17 protein-coding genes are annotated in these 18,286 nt (G+C 40.4%); 11 read left to right on the top strand and 6 right to left on the bottom strand.

Features of this window, described 5'->3' with window-relative positions:
• Positions 1–18: 18 nt before the first annotated feature.
• The 5 genes from dnaN (at position 19) to ACKLNX_RS02250 (ending at position 8,131) form a co-directional block, all read left to right on the top strand.
• Positions 19–1,122, top strand: a complete 1,104-nt coding sequence (dnaN, locus tag ACKLNX_RS02270; protein ID WP_411695566.1) for a DNA polymerase III subunit beta — start codon at positions 19–21, stop codon at positions 1,120–1,122.
• Positions 1,123–1,147: 25 nt separating this feature from the next.
• Positions 1,148–2,248, top strand: coding sequence for a DNA replication/repair protein RecF (recF, locus tag ACKLNX_RS02265; RefSeq protein WP_412971089.1), 1,101 nt, complete (start codon positions 1,148–1,150; stop codon positions 2,246–2,248).
• Between the two features lie 3 nt (positions 2,249–2,251).
• Positions 2,252–4,666: a DNA topoisomerase (ATP-hydrolyzing) subunit B gene (gyrB, locus tag ACKLNX_RS02260; protein ID WP_412971088.1), complete on the top strand. Its 2,415-nt coding sequence runs from the start codon at positions 2,252–2,254 to the stop codon at positions 4,664–4,666.
• 256 nt (positions 4,667–4,922) lie between these two features.
• The gene (locus ACKLNX_RS02255) at positions 4,923–5,810 is read left to right on the top strand and encodes a formate dehydrogenase accessory sulfurtransferase FdhD (protein ID WP_412971087.1); all 888 of its coding nucleotides are present in this window, start codon (positions 4,923–4,925) and stop codon (positions 5,808–5,810) included.
• A gap of 41 nt (positions 5,811–5,851) precedes the next feature.
• On the top strand, positions 5,852–8,131 hold the full coding sequence (locus tag ACKLNX_RS02250; protein ID WP_412971086.1) for an FdhF/YdeP family oxidoreductase: 2,280 nt from the start codon (positions 5,852–5,854) through the stop codon (positions 8,129–8,131).
• Positions 8,132–8,154: 23 nt separating this feature from the next.
• On the opposite strand, the gene ACKLNX_RS02245 is transcribed toward ACKLNX_RS02250, so the two are convergent.
• The 3 genes from ACKLNX_RS02245 to glyQ are packed head-to-tail and all read right to left on the bottom strand — an operon-like array spanning position 8,155 to position 11,647.
• Positions 8,155–8,607: a hypothetical protein gene (locus ACKLNX_RS02245; protein WP_412971085.1), complete on the bottom strand. Its 453-nt coding sequence runs from the start codon at positions 8,605–8,607 to the stop codon at positions 8,155–8,157.
• A 10-nt stretch (positions 8,608–8,617) separates the two neighbouring features.
• Complete coding sequence (gene glyS, locus ACKLNX_RS02240) at positions 8,618–10,699, bottom strand: glycine--tRNA ligase subunit beta (RefSeq protein WP_412971084.1); 2,082 nt, start codon at positions 10,697–10,699, stop codon at positions 8,618–8,620.
• Between the two features lie 3 nt (positions 10,700–10,702).
• A complete protein-coding gene (gene glyQ / locus ACKLNX_RS02235; protein ID WP_412971083.1) occupies positions 10,703–11,647 on the bottom strand; it encodes a glycine--tRNA ligase subunit alpha in 945 nt (314 codons plus the stop codon).
• A 308-nt stretch (positions 11,648–11,955) separates the two neighbouring features.
• On the opposite strand from glyQ, the gene ACKLNX_RS02230 reads away from it, so the two are divergent.
• Positions 11,956–12,600: a DNA-3-methyladenine glycosylase I gene (locus ACKLNX_RS02230; RefSeq protein WP_412971082.1), complete on the top strand. Its 645-nt coding sequence runs from the start codon at positions 11,956–11,958 to the stop codon at positions 12,598–12,600.
• 2 nt (positions 12,601–12,602) lie between these two features.
• Here ACKLNX_RS02230 and ACKLNX_RS02225 read toward each other — a convergent pair whose 3' ends face one another.
• The 3 genes from ACKLNX_RS02225 to ACKLNX_RS02215 all read right to left on the bottom strand — a co-directional run bounded on the left by ACKLNX_RS02225 (position 12,603) and on the right by ACKLNX_RS02215 (position 14,868).
• Complete coding sequence (locus tag ACKLNX_RS02225) at positions 12,603–13,046, bottom strand: DUF2489 domain-containing protein (protein ID WP_412971081.1); 444 nt, start codon at positions 13,044–13,046, stop codon at positions 12,603–12,605.
• Positions 13,047–13,054: 8 nt separating this feature from the next.
• The gene (gene yihI / locus ACKLNX_RS02220; RefSeq protein WP_412971080.1) at positions 13,055–13,546 is read right to left on the bottom strand and encodes a Der GTPase-activating protein YihI; all 492 of its coding nucleotides are present in this window, start codon (positions 13,544–13,546) and stop codon (positions 13,055–13,057) included.
• 698 nt (positions 13,547–14,244) lie between these two features.
• Complete coding sequence (locus tag ACKLNX_RS02215) at positions 14,245–14,868, bottom strand: c-type cytochrome (RefSeq protein ID WP_411695577.1); 624 nt, start codon at positions 14,866–14,868, stop codon at positions 14,245–14,247.
• A gap of 226 nt (positions 14,869–15,094) precedes the next feature.
• Here ACKLNX_RS02215 and yihA point away from each other — a divergent pair, with 226 nt between their 5' ends.
• From yihA to ACKLNX_RS02190, 5 genes are all read left to right on the top strand, one after another.
• Complete coding sequence (gene yihA, locus ACKLNX_RS02210; protein ID WP_412971079.1) at positions 15,095–15,721, top strand: ribosome biogenesis GTP-binding protein YihA/YsxC; 627 nt, start codon at positions 15,095–15,097, stop codon at positions 15,719–15,721.
• Between the two features lie 270 nt (positions 15,722–15,991).
• A complete protein-coding gene (locus ACKLNX_RS02205) occupies positions 15,992–16,402 on the top strand; it encodes a hypothetical protein (protein ID WP_412971078.1) in 411 nt (136 codons plus the stop codon).
• 85 nt (positions 16,403–16,487) lie between these two features.
• The gene (locus ACKLNX_RS02200) at positions 16,488–16,751 is read left to right on the top strand and encodes a hypothetical protein (protein ID WP_412971077.1); all 264 of its coding nucleotides are present in this window, start codon (positions 16,488–16,490) and stop codon (positions 16,749–16,751) included.
• Positions 16,752–16,861: 110 nt separating this feature from the next.
• On the top strand, positions 16,862–17,578 hold the full coding sequence (locus tag ACKLNX_RS02195) for a hypothetical protein (protein WP_412971076.1): 717 nt from the start codon (positions 16,862–16,864) through the stop codon (positions 17,576–17,578).
• A gap of 139 nt (positions 17,579–17,717) precedes the next feature.
• On the top strand, positions 17,718–18,185 hold the full coding sequence (locus ACKLNX_RS02190) for a hypothetical protein (protein ID WP_412971075.1): 468 nt from the start codon (positions 17,718–17,720) through the stop codon (positions 18,183–18,185).
• The last annotated feature ends 101 nt before the right edge of the window (positions 18,186–18,286 follow it).

Below are 18,286 nucleotides of genomic sequence, written 5' to 3'. Positions count from 1 at the left end.
TTTAACGAGAAGACACAAATGAAATTTACCATTAGCCGCGAAGGTTTATTACAACCACTTCAACTTGTTTCCGGCGCTGTTGAACGACGTCACACATTACCTATCTTATCGAATGTATTAATTAAAGTTAGTGAGGGAACACTCTGGCTAACGGGTACCGATTTAGAAGTAGAACTTATTTCGAGTGTGAAGTTGTCGGGCACATGTACCGATGGTGAAATAACTGTACCTGCTAAGAAATTAGTAGATATTATTCGCGGTCTAAATGGTGAAAGTAACATCATCTTCGAAGTAGAAGAAAACAAAGCAATCATTAAGTCGGGTAGAGGTAAGTATACCTTGTCGACATTGTCTGCAAGTGATTACCCAAATCTTGAAGATTGGGAAGGTGAAGTTGAGTTCGAAGTTAAGCAATCTGATCTTAAAGGCTTGATTGAAAAAACACATTTCTCAATGGCTCAGCAAGACGTTCGTTATTATTTAAATGGAATGAGTTTAGAGACGGAAGAAAACCTCGTTCGCACAGTTGCAACTGATGGTCACCGTTTAGCATTGTCCACACTTGATTATGAAGCAGCGACATTGCCTGCTCGCCAAGTCATTATTCCACGTAAAGGTGTGTTGGAAATTATCCGTTTAATAGAAGACAACGACACTTTAGTGAAAGTACAGATTGGTAGTAATCATATTCGTATCTTCTCAACTGATTTCATCTTTACCAGTAAGTTAGTCGATGGTCGTTTCCCAGATTACAGACGCGTATTGCCGAAGGGTTCAGACAAAGCAGTTTGGTCTTCTCGCGATTTATTAAAGGCAGCATTTTCACGTGCCATGATCCTTTCGAATGAAAAATTCAAAGGCGTGCGTTTGAATCTTGCAAACGGTGAATTAAAGATCACTGCAAATAACCCAGAGCAAGAACAAGCTGAGGAAGTGGTTGACGTAAACTACGAAGGCGATGAATTAGAAATTGGTTTTAACGTTGCTTACTTAATTGACGTAATGAACGTTTTGAATTCAGAAAATGTCATTATCAATTTATCAGATGCAAATGCGAGTGCGTTGATTCACGCGGAAGGGGATGAGTCAGCTCTATATGTCATCATGCCGATGCGCCTCTAATTAATAAGGGCAATCCCTAGCCTTTATGCATTTATCTTTAGTGCAACTTGCTCAATTTCGTAATTTTGAACAAGTTGCCTTTTCCCCCTGTAAATCTCTCAATATCATTCACGGTGCTAATGGCGCTGGAAAATCATCTATTTTAGAAGCGATTCATCTTCTTGGCTTTGGTCGTTCATTTCGAACCAACAGGCAAAATTCAGTTGTTCAGCATAGTACAGATACTGCGACTGTTTTTAGTAAGTTAATTGACGAAGAGGGAATAGAACAAAAGATTGGTTGTACTAGACATAAGTCAGACGGTTTTGAGTTTAGTATCAATGGGGAAAGGACAAAAAGATTGTCTGATGTAGTTCGAAAAATTCCGATGCAAATCTTCACACCGCAGAGTAGCGATTTGATAATCGGGCAGCCAATGTTACGAAGAAGGTTTGTTGATTGGGCATTGTTTCACGTGAAACATGGTTACTCAGATTTAATGTCAGCATACTCAAAAACGCTTAGTCAACGAAATGCTTTGTTGCGAAATCACCTCAATACTGGAAAAGCGATAGACAGCCAACAGTTCAATTATTGGAGTGAATCACTGTGTGGATATGGCAATCTGATTACAGACGCTAGAAAGACCTATTTGGATGCTATAAATGCACAAGTTGTTGCACTTTATAGTCAATTTATACCTGAGTTCAAGATAGAACTAAGGTATAATAACGGTTGGGATAAAGGGCAGGCTTTAGAAGAATCCCTTAAGTTAAAAGAAAGTCGCGATTTGCAATATGGATACACAACTCTTGGTCCTCATAAGGGTGATATAAAATTCACTGTGAACGGATTAAGCGCCGCTGAAAACTTGTCGAGAGGACAACTCAGAATTTTAGTGTCTATATTGCAAATTGCACAAATGAAGATGTTTTCTTCGTTAAGTAATAAATCTACTATTTACTTAGTAGATGATATTGCTGCGGAGTTGGACGAAAAAACAAGGGAACATTTTTTGGATTTGATACTCGAAACGGATACGCAAGTTTTCGTGACAGCTATTGAAACCTCGCAATTCGAATTCACAAATAAATATAATGATAAAAAAGTGTTTCACGTGGAACATAACCAAGTGAACGAGGAGTAAGAAATGTCAGAACAGAATTACGATTCTTCGAGTATTAAGGTTCTTAAAGGATTAGATGCAGTACGCAAGCGTCCAGGTATGTACATTGGTGATACCGATGATGGTACTGGTTTGCACCACATGGTTTTCGAAGTTGTCGATAACTCTATCGATGAGGCTTTAGCTGGCCATTGCAACGATATCGTAATAAAAATTCATTCTGACCATTCAGTTTCCGTTAGCGATGACGGCCGTGGTATTCCAACTGATATACATGAAGAAGAGGGCGTTTCTGCTGCCGAAGTTATCATGACAGTGCTTCATGCTGGCGGTAAATTTGATGACAACTCTTATAAAGTATCAGGTGGTTTGCATGGTGTTGGTGTTTCAGTTGTAAACGCGCTTTCTAAAAAACTCACCTTGAATATTCGTCGTAACGGTTCTGTTTACGAACAATCATACACGATGGGTGTTCCGGATTCTCCTTTAGAGGAAACGGGTAAAACTGAAAAAACAGGAACGACAATTCGTTTTTGGCCAAGTGAAGAAACATTTACCAACATTGAATATCACTATGATATTTTGGCAAAAAGAGTACGTGAACTTTCCTTCCTAAACTCCGGTGTTTCTATCATATTAGAAGATGAAAGAGATGGCCGTAAAGACCACTTCCATTACGAAGGCGGTATCAGAGCTTTCGTAGAATATCTAAATACAAATAAAACTGTTGTGCACCAGAAAGCATTCTACTTTGAGTTAGAGCGCGAAGATGGTATCGCTGTAGAAGTTGCAATGCAGTGGAACGATGGCTTCCAAGAAAACATCTTCTGCTTTACAAACAACATTCCTCAACGCGATGGTGGAACTCACTTAGCTGGTTTCCGTGGTGCTCTTACTCGTACATTAAATGTGTTTATGGAAAAAGAAGGCTTAAACAAAAAGCATAAAACGAACGCAAGTGGAGACGATGCTCGCGAAGGTTTGACTGCTGTAATTTCTGTTAAAGTCCCTGACCCTAAATTCTCTTCACAGACAAAAGATAAGCTTGTTTCTTCTGAAGTTAAATCAGCAGTAGAAAGTGCGATGGGCGAGCAACTTGCAGACTACTTAATTGAGAACCCAAGTGAAGCGCGTATCATTGTAGGTAAGATTATTGATGCAGCGCGTGCTCGTGAAGCAGCTCGTAAAGCGCGTGAAATGACACGACGCAAAGGCGCATTAGACCTTGCTGGATTGCCAGGTAAACTCGCAGATTGCCAGGAAAAAGATCCGGCTCTTTCTGAGCTATACATAGTGGAAGGGGACTCTGCTGGCGGTTCAGCCAAGCAGGGACGTAATCGTAAAAACCAAGCAATACTGCCGTTGAAAGGTAAAATTCTTAACGTTGAAAAAGCACGTTTCGATAAGATGCTTTCATCGCAAGAAGTTGCGACTCTTATTACAGCTTTAGGTTGTGGCATAGGACGTGATGAATATAACCCTGAGAAACTTCGCTACCATAGCATTATCATCATGACCGATGCTGACGTCGATGGCTCTCACATTCGTACGCTCCTTTTGACTTTCTTCTTCCGTCAAATGCCAGAGTTGATTGAACGTGGTTATATCTATATTGCACAACCACCTTTGTACAAAATTAAGAAAGGTAAACAAGAGCAATACTTAAAAGATGATGAGGCTTACAACAACCTAATCACCTCTATTGCTGTTGATGGCGCTAGCTTATACTTCAGCCCTGAGGCGCCACCTATTAAAGAAGTCAGCCTAGAGAATATGGTTAAGCTTTATCAATCTACGCAAACCATGATCAGTAGAATGCATCGCAGAATGCCTAGCTCTATTTTGAGACAACTTGTTTACTTAGATGTAATGACTATCGAAACACTAGGCGACAAAGAAAAGCTCGCTAAGATTGGTGAAGCTTTAGTTGATAAACTTGGCACTTCTGAAGATGACGGCCAGAGCTTCTCATTCAATGTTAATGCGACTGATAACGGTTTGAATGAACTCGAAATCGTCATGAAGATGCACGGTATTGATTACAGCTACTCATTCACACAAAGCTTCATCGAAAGCGCAGAATATAACAAGATTAGAACCTTGAACGAAACCATTAATGGTTTGATGGAAGAGGGTTCTTACATTCAGCGCGGCGAGAAAACGCTAAAAGTTGATACCTTTGAAGAAGCGTTAGTTTGGTTAATTAAGGAAGCTGAACGTGGTCAATACAAGCAGCGCTATAAAGGTCTAGGTGAGATGAACCCAGAGCAACTTTGGGAAACAACTATGGATCCGAACCAGCGTCGTATGCTTCAAGTTAAAATCGAAGATGCAATTACAGCGGATCAATTGTTCACTACTCTAATGGGTGATCACGTAGAGCCACGCCGCGACTTCATTCAAACGAATGCCTTGAACGTAGAAAACTTAGACGTATAAGTTCTTATTCAAGACAATAGAAGGCGCTCTTTTTAGAGCGTCTTTTTTTTGGATTAAAGAATATACAAACGATTTTAAAAAGTTATGGAGGCATAAGGTCTAAGTAACATAAACCTCACAAAAACCACTAATAATTAACTAACTAAGGGTGTAAACTCGTAAGGTATAGACTAATCGTAAAGCACTTATTAGTAACGAAGCTTCAATAAACTTCCTGTTCGAGATTACATATGATGCATTGCAAAGAAGATATCTGATGAAAACAAAAAGTGTAAAACTACACAAGGTGTCTAGCGCAAGCTCTAAACAATCGAGCTCTCGCAATATACTCAACAAGCTTACATCAGATGAAGTAGCACTAGAAGAACCCCTTAGTGTGGTACTAAGTTCATATTCAGACAAGCTTTGCATTCAGCACGATACTGTAATGACGACGATGCGCACGCCTGGAAACGACAAAGAACTTATAAAAGGTTGGTTAAATACCCAAAACTTTATTCACCATGAGGACATCGAAGAAATCGTTCAAAAGGGGAAGAGCAATCTAAGCGCCATTGTTGCTAAACCGAGTTACCGACTTGATCCTAGCAAGCTGACACGGTTAGCGGCTATATCCTCTTCATGCGGAATATGTAACGACACTGAAATAGAGAATATCCTTCATCATTCGAAGGTAAGCGCCATTAATGGTGTGTCAATTTACTTAAATGATATTCCTAAAATGATAAATAACTTGTTTCAAGAAGGCACTTTGTTTTCGCGAACGGGCGGAAGCCACTCTTGTGCGATATTTCCTATTGAGCAAAGCATAAATAAAGACGAAGCGTGTTCCTTACACATAAAGCCATCTCTAATTAGAATAAGAGAAGACGTTGGCAGACATAACGCGCTCGATAAACTTATCGGATCTTTCCCTATCGATGATCTCAACAACAAAGCCTTATTGCTAAGTGGCAGGGTGAGTGCAGATTTAATGCAAAAAGTAATTTGCTCGGGCATACCTGTTGTAATCGCTATCGGCGCGCCATCTAGTTTAGCCATAGAGCTTGCCGAATCTGCAGGCGTAGTATTGATTGGCTTTCTAAAACAGGATAGTTTCAATGTGTACTCAGGTAGTAAGCAAATTGAAATATTACAGACTTAGTCTGTTTAAAAGTCCATGTAGAAGAACTATGAGCATCAACCATGACTGATAAACCAGATAACAACGTTCAGATATCAAAGCAAAAGCAAGATGCTGCTGGTTTAAAAGCGGTGATCAACGCCTATAAACACGCTGCTACAAAAGTGGGCCCAATCGACGGAAGCAAGCTTTTAATTGAAGTAAACCAAATAGAAGGCTTTGATTGCCCAGGCTGTGCTTGGCCAGATCCTATGGGAAAGAAATCCACATTCTCATTTTGTGAAAACGGGGCGAAAGCGATAGCCGATGAAGCGACCACTAAAAAAGCTGATGAGGCCTTCTTTGCGAACAATAGCATCACATTTCTGAAAACTAAATCTGACCGCTGGTTGAACGAACAAGGTCGTTTAGTAAGCCCTCTATACAAGGCTGAGCGAGCAGATCATTACAAAGTCATAAGTTGGACTGATGCCATAGATTTAATGGCTCATAAGCTTTCTGAGCTCGATAACGCTGACGAAGCGGCTTTTTATACGTCAGGACGAACAAGTAATGAAGCTGCATATCTTTATCAACTCTTTATTCGAACCTTTGGTACAAACAACATGCCAGACTGTTCAAATATGTGCCATGAATCTAGCGGTATCGGATTAGTGGAAACCATTGGTATTGGCAAGGGAACCGTCAGTCTTGATGATTTAGAGTCCAGCGAATGTATATTCATCTTTGGTCAGAACCCCGGTTCAAATCATCCAAGAATGTTAGCTTCTCTGCAGGCTGCTAAGCGACGTAATTGCAAGATAGTGAGTATCAATCCATTAGATGAAGCTGGCTTACAAAAATTCAATAATCCTCAAGAGATATCTGGTTTAGCAGGGCAAGGGACGAAATTGAGGGATCTGCATCTTCCTATCAAAATAAACGGCGATGCAGCCTTTCTAACCGGTTTAGCAAAATTCCTTTTCGAAAAGCACGAGTTAACGAACGACGTGTTAGATGTGGATTTCATTCAAAAATACTGCGAAGGCTTTGAATCTTTCAAGGAACACATAAATACGTTTGTGTGGGAAGATATCACAGAGGCAAGCGGCCTTACAAAGAAACAAATACAAGAAGCGGGCGCTTATCTATTAGAATCAAAGAAGACAATTTTCTGTTGGGCGATGGGGATGACTCAACATAAGAATGCAGTCGCCAATATTCAGTTGATGGCGAACGTTCTTATGCTGCAAGGCAACTTAGGCAAAGCCGGTTCGGGTGTTTGTCCAGTGCGCGGCCATAGTAACGTTCAAGGTGACAGAACGATGGGTATTTGGGAGAACGCGCCTCTTAGTTTTATCAATAAACTTAATGAATATCATAAGCTTAGCCTAAAGTCAGATAAAGGTGTGAATACCATTGAGTGCATAGAGCAAATGCATCAGGAAAAGATTAAGGTTTTCATTGGCTTAGGAGGAAATTTCTACCGCGCAGCGCCAGATCATGACTTTACAGAGAAAGCATTAGCTAATTGTGACTTAACCGTTCAAATCTCTACCAAGCTAAACATGTCTCACCTGTATACCGGTAAAGAAGCCTTAATTTTACCAACATTAGGTAGAACAGAAATTGATCATATCAATCAAAAACTGCAGTTTGTGACGGTTGAAAACTCTATGGGCGTTATACAGACCTCTCACGGTAGAAAGCCGCCAGCGTCAACTGAGCTTAAAAGTGAAGTTGCCATCGTTGGTGAACTAGCATTGAAGCTTTCAGACACGCACACTGAACTAGCAAAAGTTAAGTGGCAAAACTATTTATCAGACTATGCAGAAATAAGGGAAGCGATTTCGAATACGATAGAGGGTTTTGATAATTTCAATGAGCGCATTAACTCAGCGGGCGAGTTCATGTTACCCAATCCAGTGCGTGACCAATTGAAATTTAACACACACAATGGCAAGGCAAACTTCATCCAGCATTCAATTGAATCGGCTAAGGTTAAAGCCAATGAGTTTATCTTGATGACTATCCGCAGCCATGATCAATTCAATACCACTGTTTACACCAATCACGATCGTTATCGAGGGATCAAAGGCACGCGACGAGTGATATTCATTAATAAAAGTGACGCCGAGAAACTAGGATACAGTGAGCTACAAAAAGTAAGTGTTCAAGCGCTTTCTAACAAGCAGAAAGTAGTACATGACTTTATCTTAGTGTTTTACGATATACCGAAGGGATGTATTGCAGGTTACTACCCAGAAACGAATAACCTGATCAGCATTAAAGACTTTGCGCACAAGAGTTTTACACCTGCTTATAAGTCGGTACCTGTGCGCATCGTTGCAGATGAAGAATAGACTTAACTATCAATTGCTTACGTTTAGTTATTAACGGGTGTGATGGTTAACTCAGGCTCATTGTTATCTGAAATATCAAATTCAAACTTAAATTTTCCGGTTTCAGCGGGAACAAACTGAATGTTCTGACTCGTTTGTTCGCAAACCAAATCGACAGAGTCATACAATTCTACTTTTCGCGGCGCGTACTCAAAGCCACAATTAAAATCAGGCCCCCAGTTTGCATCAGCCACTTTGAAATCGTAGGGTTGGCCATCAGCAATTAATTCGATCGTTATGCTGTAAAGCTCTGAATTGACTCGAGTTAACTTAAATTGCTCAGTCGCTTCCCACCAATTAAAAACACCACGTAAATACATATCTTGATAGTTTTTATCCGGTTCGAAACTAATCAAATCTCTTGCAGAACGAGTTGAACAAGCACTTAAACCAATCAGGCAAAGTGCTACCACTGTTAACTTCGTAAACTTATGCATGACTTCGCCCTTATACCGCTAACACTGAAACGTCTGCAACAGACAAGAAAAGCTGTCTGGCTTTACCTACTAATGCAACGCGGTTTGATTTTACTTTTTCGTCCTCAGCCATAATCATGACGTCATCGAAGAAGTTATTCAATGGTGTTTTTAGCACGGTAAGTGACGCTAAGACCTCATCATAAGCCAATCGTTCTATCATGCTATTAACTTGGCCTTGTGCGCTTTCAAGAGCACTAAATAGTACTTTCTCAGCATCTTCACTAAACAATGCAGGGTCGATACTAGGAAGAGCATTAATATCGATATCATTCTTGTTCAAAATATTAGCGACACGTTTATTCGCGGCAACTAGATCGCCAGCACTTTCCATACCCTTGAACGCGGTTACTGCTTTAATTCGAGCATCAAAATCAATAGCCGTACTTGGCTTTTGTGTCATCACGGCGCTAACAACATCACCTGCAATGTCCTGGTCCTGATAGAAGGGCTTGAATCGATCTAATAAGAAAGTGTGCACCTGTGTTGCAGTTTCTGCATTTGACAGTTTGCTGCCATAAATATCTACAACGCTGTCGATCATTTGTTGCAAATCTATCGCTAATTTATTTTCTACTAAGATACGCAAGATACCAATCGCAGAGCGGCGCAGTGCAAACGGGTCTTTATCACCTTTAGGCAGTTTTCCAATACCGAAAATACCCACAAGAGTATCTAGCTTCTCCGCTAAAGAAAGTATGTAACCAGCGCTTGAACTCGGTAGTTTATCTCCAGCAAAACGGGGTAAATACTGCTCTTCAATTGCCAGCGCAACTTCAGCAGCTTCGCCGTCGTGAAGCGCATAGTGATGACCCATAATCCCTTGCACACTTGGGAATTCCATTACCATGTCACTGAGTAAGTCAGCTTTCGATAAAACGGCAGCTCTTGCAGCATGAGTTGAATCAATATCCAAGGTACTCGCGATACTTTGACTTATCGATACTAAGCGCGCAGTTTTTTCCGCAACCGTTCCCAATTCTTTTTGGAATAACACCGTCGATAGTTTTTCAGCTTTTGAAGCCAGCGTGGTTTTCTTATCGGTTTCAAAGAAGAACTTCGCGTCTGATAAACGAGGGCGAATAACTTTCTGATTTCCTTCAATTACCTGAATCGGATCTTTACTTTCAATATTCGATACGAATAAGAAGTTTGAAGAAAGCTGACCATCACTGTCTAACAGTGGCACATACTTTTGGTCATCTTTCATCGTATAAATCAGTGCTTCTTTTGGAACGTCCAAAAACTCAGCTTCAAACTTAGCAGACAAAACAACGGGCCATTCTACAAGTGATGAAATCTCTTCTAGTAAAGCACGATCGTAATCAGGGCTTAAGTCCAGTTCTTTTGCTTTGGCAATCAGTCCGGCTTCAATAGTGTCAGTTCGCTGCGTGTAATCGGCAACAACATACTGTTTGTTTAAAGCACTAGCGTAGTTATCAGCGTGGTCCAAAGTGAAGCGGCGTTCACCATGAAAACGGTGACCAGATAACTGGTTAGCAGACTCTAAATCAAATAGGGACAGCGGCAATACTTCATCACCAAACATAACGCATAGCGTATGCACAGGGCGAATAAATTCTGCGTTTGACGAGCCCCAACGCATTGGTTTAGGGATTGGCAATTTTTTAATCGTAGTTTGCATGACGTCTTGTAGTACGTCTTTTAAGGCTTTGCCTTTTACATCGGCAACATGCAATAGCCATTCACCTTTGTCCGTTTTTAATCGCGATGCCTGCGCGATCTCAATACCGTTACCTCTCGCCCAGCCTTGAGCAGCGCGAGTTGGATTGCCGTCTGCGTCAAATGCAGCAGATACTGCAGGGCCACGTTTTTCAACTTTAGCATCTGGCTGAGTTCCAGCACAGTTGTGTACTACAACCGCTAAACGGCGCGGTGCGGCATACGGCGTAATTGAATCGAATTCGAACCCAGCTTTGCTAAGTTCGTCATGAATGTTTTGTGTGAAACTATCGGATAGCTTTTTTAGTGACTTCGGTGGAAGTTCTTCGGTGCCCAGCTCTATCAATAGGTTTTGTTTAATGACAGTCATTGCCTAGGCCTCCTTCTGCTTGTTACTTGAACTTTGTTTATCACTATCTAAATTCTTACATAGAGGGAAACCAAGCGCTTCACGTGAATCGTAATACATTTCTGCACAAGCCTTGGATAAGGTACGCACGCGCAAAATATAACGCTGTCTCTCAGTAACTGAAATAGCATGTCGAGCATCTAACAAGTTAAATGCATGAGACGCTTTCATCACTTGCTCGTAGGCGGGCAGTGGAAGTTTTGCTTCAATCAGTTTATTGCTCGCTTTTTCACATTCATCAAAGGTTTGGAAAAGGAAATCAACATCTGCATGTTCGAAGTTATAGGCTGATTGTTCTTTTTCGTTTTGTAAGAAAACATCGCCATAAGTGACTGTTCCCATTGGGCCATCAGTCCAAACAAGATCATAAATGCTATCGACGCCTTGAATATACATAGCCAAACGTTCTAAGCCGTATGTGATTTCACCGGTAACAGGTTTGCACTCTAAGCCACCTACTTGTTGGAAGTAAGTAAACTGAGTAACTTCCATACCGTCTAACCAAACTTCCCAACCAAGACCCCAGGCGCCCAAAGTAGGGGATTCCCAGTTGTCTTCTACAAAACGAATGTCATGAACTAAGGTGTCGAAACCAAGCATTTCAAGCGAGCCTAGATACAGCTCCTGAATATTTGCAGGAGAAGGTTTCAACATCACCTGAAACTGGTAGTAGTGCTGTAAACGGTTTGGGTTTTCACCGTAGCGACCGTCGGTAGGACGGCGACAAGGCTGAACATAAGCGCTGCTAATTGGCTCTGGACCCAATGAACGAAGGAAAGTCATTGGATGGAATGTGCCTGCGCCCACTTCCATATCAAGAGGTTGAATAATAACGCATCCTTTAGATGCCCAATAGTCTTGCAATGCTAGGATAAGACCTTGGAAGGTCTTGCTGTCATATTTCTGCATAAGTGCTATGTTCTTCTATGCTCGGTGAATGATATTCAAATAAAAGCTTATTCAAATACGCTAAAAATTAGCCCCACAGTATACCGCCTAGTTAAGTTAATTGGTAACCCTGTAGCCCAGATAATCATTGAGTAATGGCAAAAAGTACGGTTTTTTATTTAATACGCTCTACCTCATTCAATTTTAAGAGGTATCGCGTCGCTAAAGAGTGTGTGTTTCAAGCATACTTTTGGTCAGTAGCATTGCTCAAAAATTAGGGGTAGGCTATAGCAAATGAAGACGCTTTTCTTCTTATTAAGGGAAATGATATGAGCGAGTATGTTGGAAATGACGCAGATTCAAATGAGCTTAGTTGCGCTTGGAAAACCTCTGACCCAGATTATATCGCATATCATAATGAGCATTGGGGGAGGCCGGTTTTAGATAGTCAGGAATTATTCGCAAAACTTTGTTTAGACGGACAGCAGGCTGGTTTAAGCTGGATCACAATATTGCGCAAACAAGCGAATTACGAGAAAGCGTTTTACCAGTTTGACCCACATAAAATTATTCAGATGAATGATGATGATGTTCAGCGACTGATGCAGGACAAGGGAATTGTGCGCAATAAACTGAAGATTAATTCGATTATTAAAAATGCGAAAGCCTACATTGAAATAGAAAAGAACATGCCATTCAGCGCTTACTTATGGCAATTCACCCATTATCAAGTGATTCAAAATACCTGTGCGACGAGCGCGGAGGTGGCTGTTACATCTTCAGAGTCAGATGCAATGGCAAAAGCGCTTAAAAAAGCGGGGTTTAGTTTTGTTGGAAGTACTATCTGTTATGCATTCATGCAAGCGGTGGGCATGGTGAATGATCATCTCACCACTTGCCCTCGCTACGCCGAGTTGCTGGCCCAGCGCGAGCTGGTTGATGAACAATTGCAACTGCTAAGGCCGAAAGTATAAGCCTAGCAAGTGAAAGTCTTTAAGCGTTCAATTTCTTCTTGAATATCGCTCTCAGCTTCGCTTTCGAAGTGTTCACGTAACTTATCCTGTTGTCGTCTTTCTTGCTTACTTAATGCATTACGCTCTTCGTGAGTTGGAAAGTCTTTAACCTTGTCAAACAAGCTGTGCAAATGAGGGTAGATAAGCGAATAATCTGGTATATCCTCAATCGGTAAAGCCTTTAGAAGGCTGCATATTCTAATCGCTCCCTCTGAATAGTTGCATTGCTGTTGCTGCATAGCGAAAGCAATGGTCTGTATGCTTTGCACCATCGATACAATACGTTTGTTTCTCGCGCTTTCTCGGCGATGCTTCTGCTGCTTTAATAGAAACAGCATTTTACCGGCATAAATGCCAAGGGCGATAATAATTATCGCCCCTATCAGTAACAGTATAATTTCAGTCATTGTTCTGCTTAGTCTTTATAGTCATCTATACTAATTGCGTCTAAACCTGAAAGTGGATCATCTTCTTCTTCAATTTCTTCCGAAGCATTAATTTCTAGCATGTCACATAACACCAAATGACGGGCTAATTTGATATCCACATACTCTTGTTCGACTTTTGTAAGTTTCTTCGACTCTTGCTTATCAAGCAGTTGCTGTAATTTTTCATCCGCTTCGATGGCGTCTAGCTCGTGCTTAGGCGTTTTATAAGTTACTTTTTTCTCAGTACTTTGTGTTGTTGCTTTCTTATGACGCATTAAGTCGACAGGCACCTTGCTGCCAATACGCGGATCTTTCTTCGCATTTTGTCTAGCATTCTCTGCGGCTTCTACAACGCTATTGCGAGTACCAGGCTTGTTACCGCTGGTTTTTCTTACACGATCAGACGGTGTGCGTACTACCGGAATAGTGGATTTTGGCACGCCAATCTGGCCGCCCTTTCTTGATTTCTTCTTAGCCATATTTGCCTCTTACTTGTCATGCAGTTTGTCTTTCTTCATAGCGTTTCAAACGCCTATGGCAAAACTACATGTCGATTATGTTGCTTCATTGCTGCGCATTATACCTGAGCCATGGGGCGAATGGATAAATGTTATTGATAATTCTTTTTAGAAGTTGGGAATTTTTTCAGAAAGCCTCGGTCTATATAAGCAGATTGTTGATTAGTTGAGACAATTTATTTGCAAACAGATATGAGTGTAAACAAATAGATGCGCAGTACTGCCAGCTATTGCTCCGTTCCAAGCAATAGCTGGTTAGGTAAAAACATGTTTTTATATAGTACGATTGATTTTTTTAAGAAGTACTTAAGAGAAAGGTAAGTCTATTCGAGAGTAGTGCTCTAGAAAGAAAAAAGGTGATAGCCAAAGCTATCACCTTAATTTAATCAGTGTCTAATGACACCTCTCCCGTATCAGCACATCATGTGCTTTGTTGTTCTTAATGTTACTTTTCTCTTTTTATTATTTTTGACGAAATAGTAACGAACATTGTTCTGGGTCTTCCTGACGCTTTATTATTATTTTGTTTCCGGTCCAACTTGTCTTTGTTGATAGTAGATACTATCGCTAAAACCAAGCCATCCCTGAAAGATGACTAGATAATACGCTAAAAAAATAAATTTACAACTTATTTACAAGTAAAATTTAAATTATTTAATTTAGTGTAATCCGCCCAAGTACTTAGCTAAAATTTCGATTTCTTCATCGCTCAATTTTGCAGCAATATCGCGCATCATTCCGTTAAGATCATTCGCTCTTGTGCCATCTCTAAACATTTTTAATTGGGAAATAGTGTATTCAGCGTGTTGACCACTGATTGCTGGGAAACCAGCTAATCCCATTCCCTTGCCGTCAGGACCATGGCAAGAAATACAAGATGTAAGCCCTGTTTCAGGATTACCACCTCTGTAAAGCGCTTGCCCTGCTTCAATGACATCTTCTGGCGTTTCGCCTGCTTTTTGATCTTGGCTCGCAAAATATGCAGCTAAATCAGCGATGTCTTGGTCAGACAGAGCGGCCGCCATACCATTCATCACAGCATTGTTACGACCTTCTTTACCGCCAGTCATTGACGCTAATCTAAATTCTTTTAATTGCTTTGCCAAATAGCCTTCATGCTGCCCCGCAATTTTCGGGTTCATGGCAATGGCACTATTACCATCAGTGCCGTGACATGCTGAACATGTCAATGATTTTGCTTTCCCAGCCTCTGCATCACCTTCGGCAAACGCAGCAGTGGTCATTCCTAAAGTCAAACAAACAAGCAAACCTAGTTTTTTCATACTTAATCTCTTTATACGGGTGATTAGCAAAGCAACTTTCTCAAAACTGATTCGAGAACGTGGTATTGTACACAAATACTGGCCGAAAAAAACTCTTCCACACGTTTTGTATGGATATAAATCGATGATTGATAACCTATTTACGCAAATAATTGGTTACAATAGGCGAAATATCGGCTTTATTTGAAAAAAATCCAGTTCAACATTCTTCTTTAAAAGTGAAAACATGTCCTATTTTACCAAAGCAACTTTCTTAACTAGTGCTCCAAGCATTGACCATCTAACCAACTCCGATGGAATGGAGGTCGCGTTTGCTGGGCGTTCAAATGCCGGAAAATCAAGTGCGCTGAATAGATTAACCAGACAAAAGGGCCTTGCTAGAACCAGTAAAACCCCTGGAAGAACACAATTAATCAATATGTTCGAATTGGATGAAGAACGCAGGTTAGTTGACTTACCAGGTTATGGTTACGCGAAAGTGCCCTTGGAAATGAAACTTAAATGGCAAAAGTCGCTCGGCGAATACTTGCAAAAGCGTAAATGCCTTAAAGGCTTGGTTGTGTTAATGGACATTCGTCACCCGCTTAAGGATCTCGATCAAAACTTAATTCATTGGGCGGTTGAAGTTAACTTGCCAGTACTTATTTTATTAACTAAGGCAGACAAGCTAAAAGCAGGTAAACGAAAAGCACAATTATTGATGGTGCGCGAAGCTTCAATGGCTTTCTGCGGTGATGTCACAGTAAATGTGTTTTCATCTTTAAATGGTTTGGGTGTTCCAGAGTTAGAGAAAGTGTTATTCAATTGGTTTGATTTAGAGAAGCCAATTAAAGAAGATATTGAACCTGAATAGCATAACCTGAATAGTATAATAAATATCACGACTACACAGTTTAAAAGCCAAGAGGAATAGTGGCTTATTAAAATATTAGTTCGAAAAAAATTAGCTTGAATAATTAAGTACGACGAAAAAGAAAAGCCCCTTCAAAGTGAAGGGGCTAATTTTTTGGGGAGAACACACATATTGTATGACGTGTTGTTTCCCAATTAGTTCAGCAAAGTAGGCAAAAATAAAATAAATTTTTTTGCTCAATAACAAAGGGCCGGATTTGCCTCATTTCCATTGGAAGTATCTGATGAGGCACTAATTGAAAAAACAGATCATGTCTTAATCGGTCGTATTATCGGCGTTGACATGATTGATGGAAACGGCAAACAGATATATGACTTAACAGCTAAAACGGGCCCCAAATCCCCAAATAGTATCAGACTAGTTTTTGTTGTTGATGAGGTATTAGAGACTAATTCAAAAAGTGTTCCTAAAAGACTATTTGTCCCATTGGATAGTTTTATGCATTTTAGTTTCGGTCAAATCAAAGAAGAGTACCCAGAAATAACAGAGCAAAGGCTTTTATTATTATCGGGCAAAAAATTTCAGCCGCCAGTTGCTGGGCATTTTCAGCGCAATTTACAAGACAAAGAATACTACTTGGAGTTGTTTAAAACTAACAAGTCATTCAAGCAGGACAAATAACGGTTGGTTTTTGCTCCTTCATCGCTTATTTTTACCAACTATTATTTGCCTCTTAGTGAGGTGTTATATGCCACAAGGAGTTTAAATGGAATTTGAAATTTGGTACGTATTCATAGGGATTGCAATTCTGCTGAATATTTCAGTTTCTGTATTCTTAATCCGTAGAGATGATTTGGAAACCTTTCAAAAAAGTGCGCAAATTTTGATTGTGTGGTTAATTCCTTTTTTTGCTGCACTCGGCCTATGGATGTTAAGCCGTAGCCAAGATGCCACAGCTAAAGCTCATAAAAGTTTCGGTGGTGGCCCACAAGATAGCAGTGGTGCAGGTTCGGCTGGAGGCGGTGATTAGTGGCATATAACAAGTTTATTAAACATCATTTCGGCCAAAAAAACGGCCTCCACTAGACGCGCAAAAACCGCGCGCCGTCTATAAAAGCGTTAAATATCTAAGAGGATGTTATGAAAAGTATATTTCTTACAATCGGCCTGCTGCTTCTTGCTGGGTGTGCCTCAGTTCCAGCAAATTTTGGAAAACCTTCTGTAGCTTCAAATATAGGTATTGTTCTACTAATAGATGAAACACCAACTTTTATGCACGTTGGCACGACAATATTTAATAACGAAAATTTAGACTCTGCTTCTGAAACAAAATTTAGCAAGATGTTTGGAGATCAGATTTCAGAAATTTTGTCGAGCGGTGGCCATACACCAAAAATCATAGAACCCACAAGTCTATTAGTTAAAGAGCGTGAGTCCCTATTTTCTTACATGTCTAGTAACATTAATTTTAAGGACCTGATTAAAAGTGAATTAAATCAGCTAGCCCACAAGCATGATTTGGAGTACTTGGTTATTGTATACCCAAACTCAGGACCAGCATGGCCAAATTCGTCCGCCTATTTAGCTGGTTATGGCTTATACACTAGATGTGTTTTTGGTTCCTGTAACGCCTATGCTCTGGATTATGTAGGGGCGCGAATTTTTGACGTCAACAATAACTCGTCGTTAAAACCAATGGAATTTAGATTTTTCCAGCAAGAAGAAGTACCAAGTATTGTTGTACCTGACGATGTAAATCAGACTTCCTCTGAAGACATTGATAAAGCTGCTTTGGTTGCAAAAGACAAAATTATTAATCTCATTGAGAAGATGTTAAGAACTTCTGAGTTTATTTAGAACGAAATTTAACAAGGTGCTTAAGTCTTTCGTTGCGCTCACTGGAAGCAAAACACAGTACTGCTTCACATTATCGCATTGCGTTTTGAGTCCTTAGCTTAAAGTTAAGAATCAAAACTTAATTACAGTAAGGAAACTAATGAAAATAATTAAACCAATAGTCTGTTTGCTTTTTCCTCTAGCCTTCTCAGCAAACTCTGTAGCAGAAGATTTTTCTTTTGGTGTAGGTGTTGGAAGTCTATACAGTGGAGTAGGAGTTAATGCCGCATCCCGTTCAGCCACAGATTTAAAGTATCTTTCTGCTGGGTGTGTAAGCTATTCAGACTATGATGGTTCGACCTGCGGAGTGGGAATTGGTTGGATAAAAACAGACTTATTTAATTCTCAAAATACAAAGCATGGCGTTGGAGCATATCTAGGTGTGGTTGGGAGTGAGCGAGTAAGATTTTATGAAGATGAAGCTCTTTATGGTTTAGGACTTGGTTATCACTATTTCTTTAACGGCATTGAACAATCTGGGACTAATCTTGGCGTTTCGTTTGTTGCTGCTGATGCAGAGACAGGCTTCGACAGCGCGATAATGGTCCAAGTCGGCTATCAGTTTTGATACATAATAAACCAATCAACGAACACTCACTTCGTTCGCCAGGACAATTACATGGTGCACCTTGCACTTGCCCGATATTAGGGTGTTAGGTGTTTAGAGAG

It is taken from the genome of Glaciecola sp. MF2-115 (assembly GCF_047250385.1).
Classification (GTDB): domain Bacteria; phylum Pseudomonadota; class Gammaproteobacteria; order Enterobacterales; family Alteromonadaceae; genus Glaciecola.
Note: the sequence above shows the minus strand (reverse complement) of the source record. Positions and strands in the feature narration are given on the sequence as shown.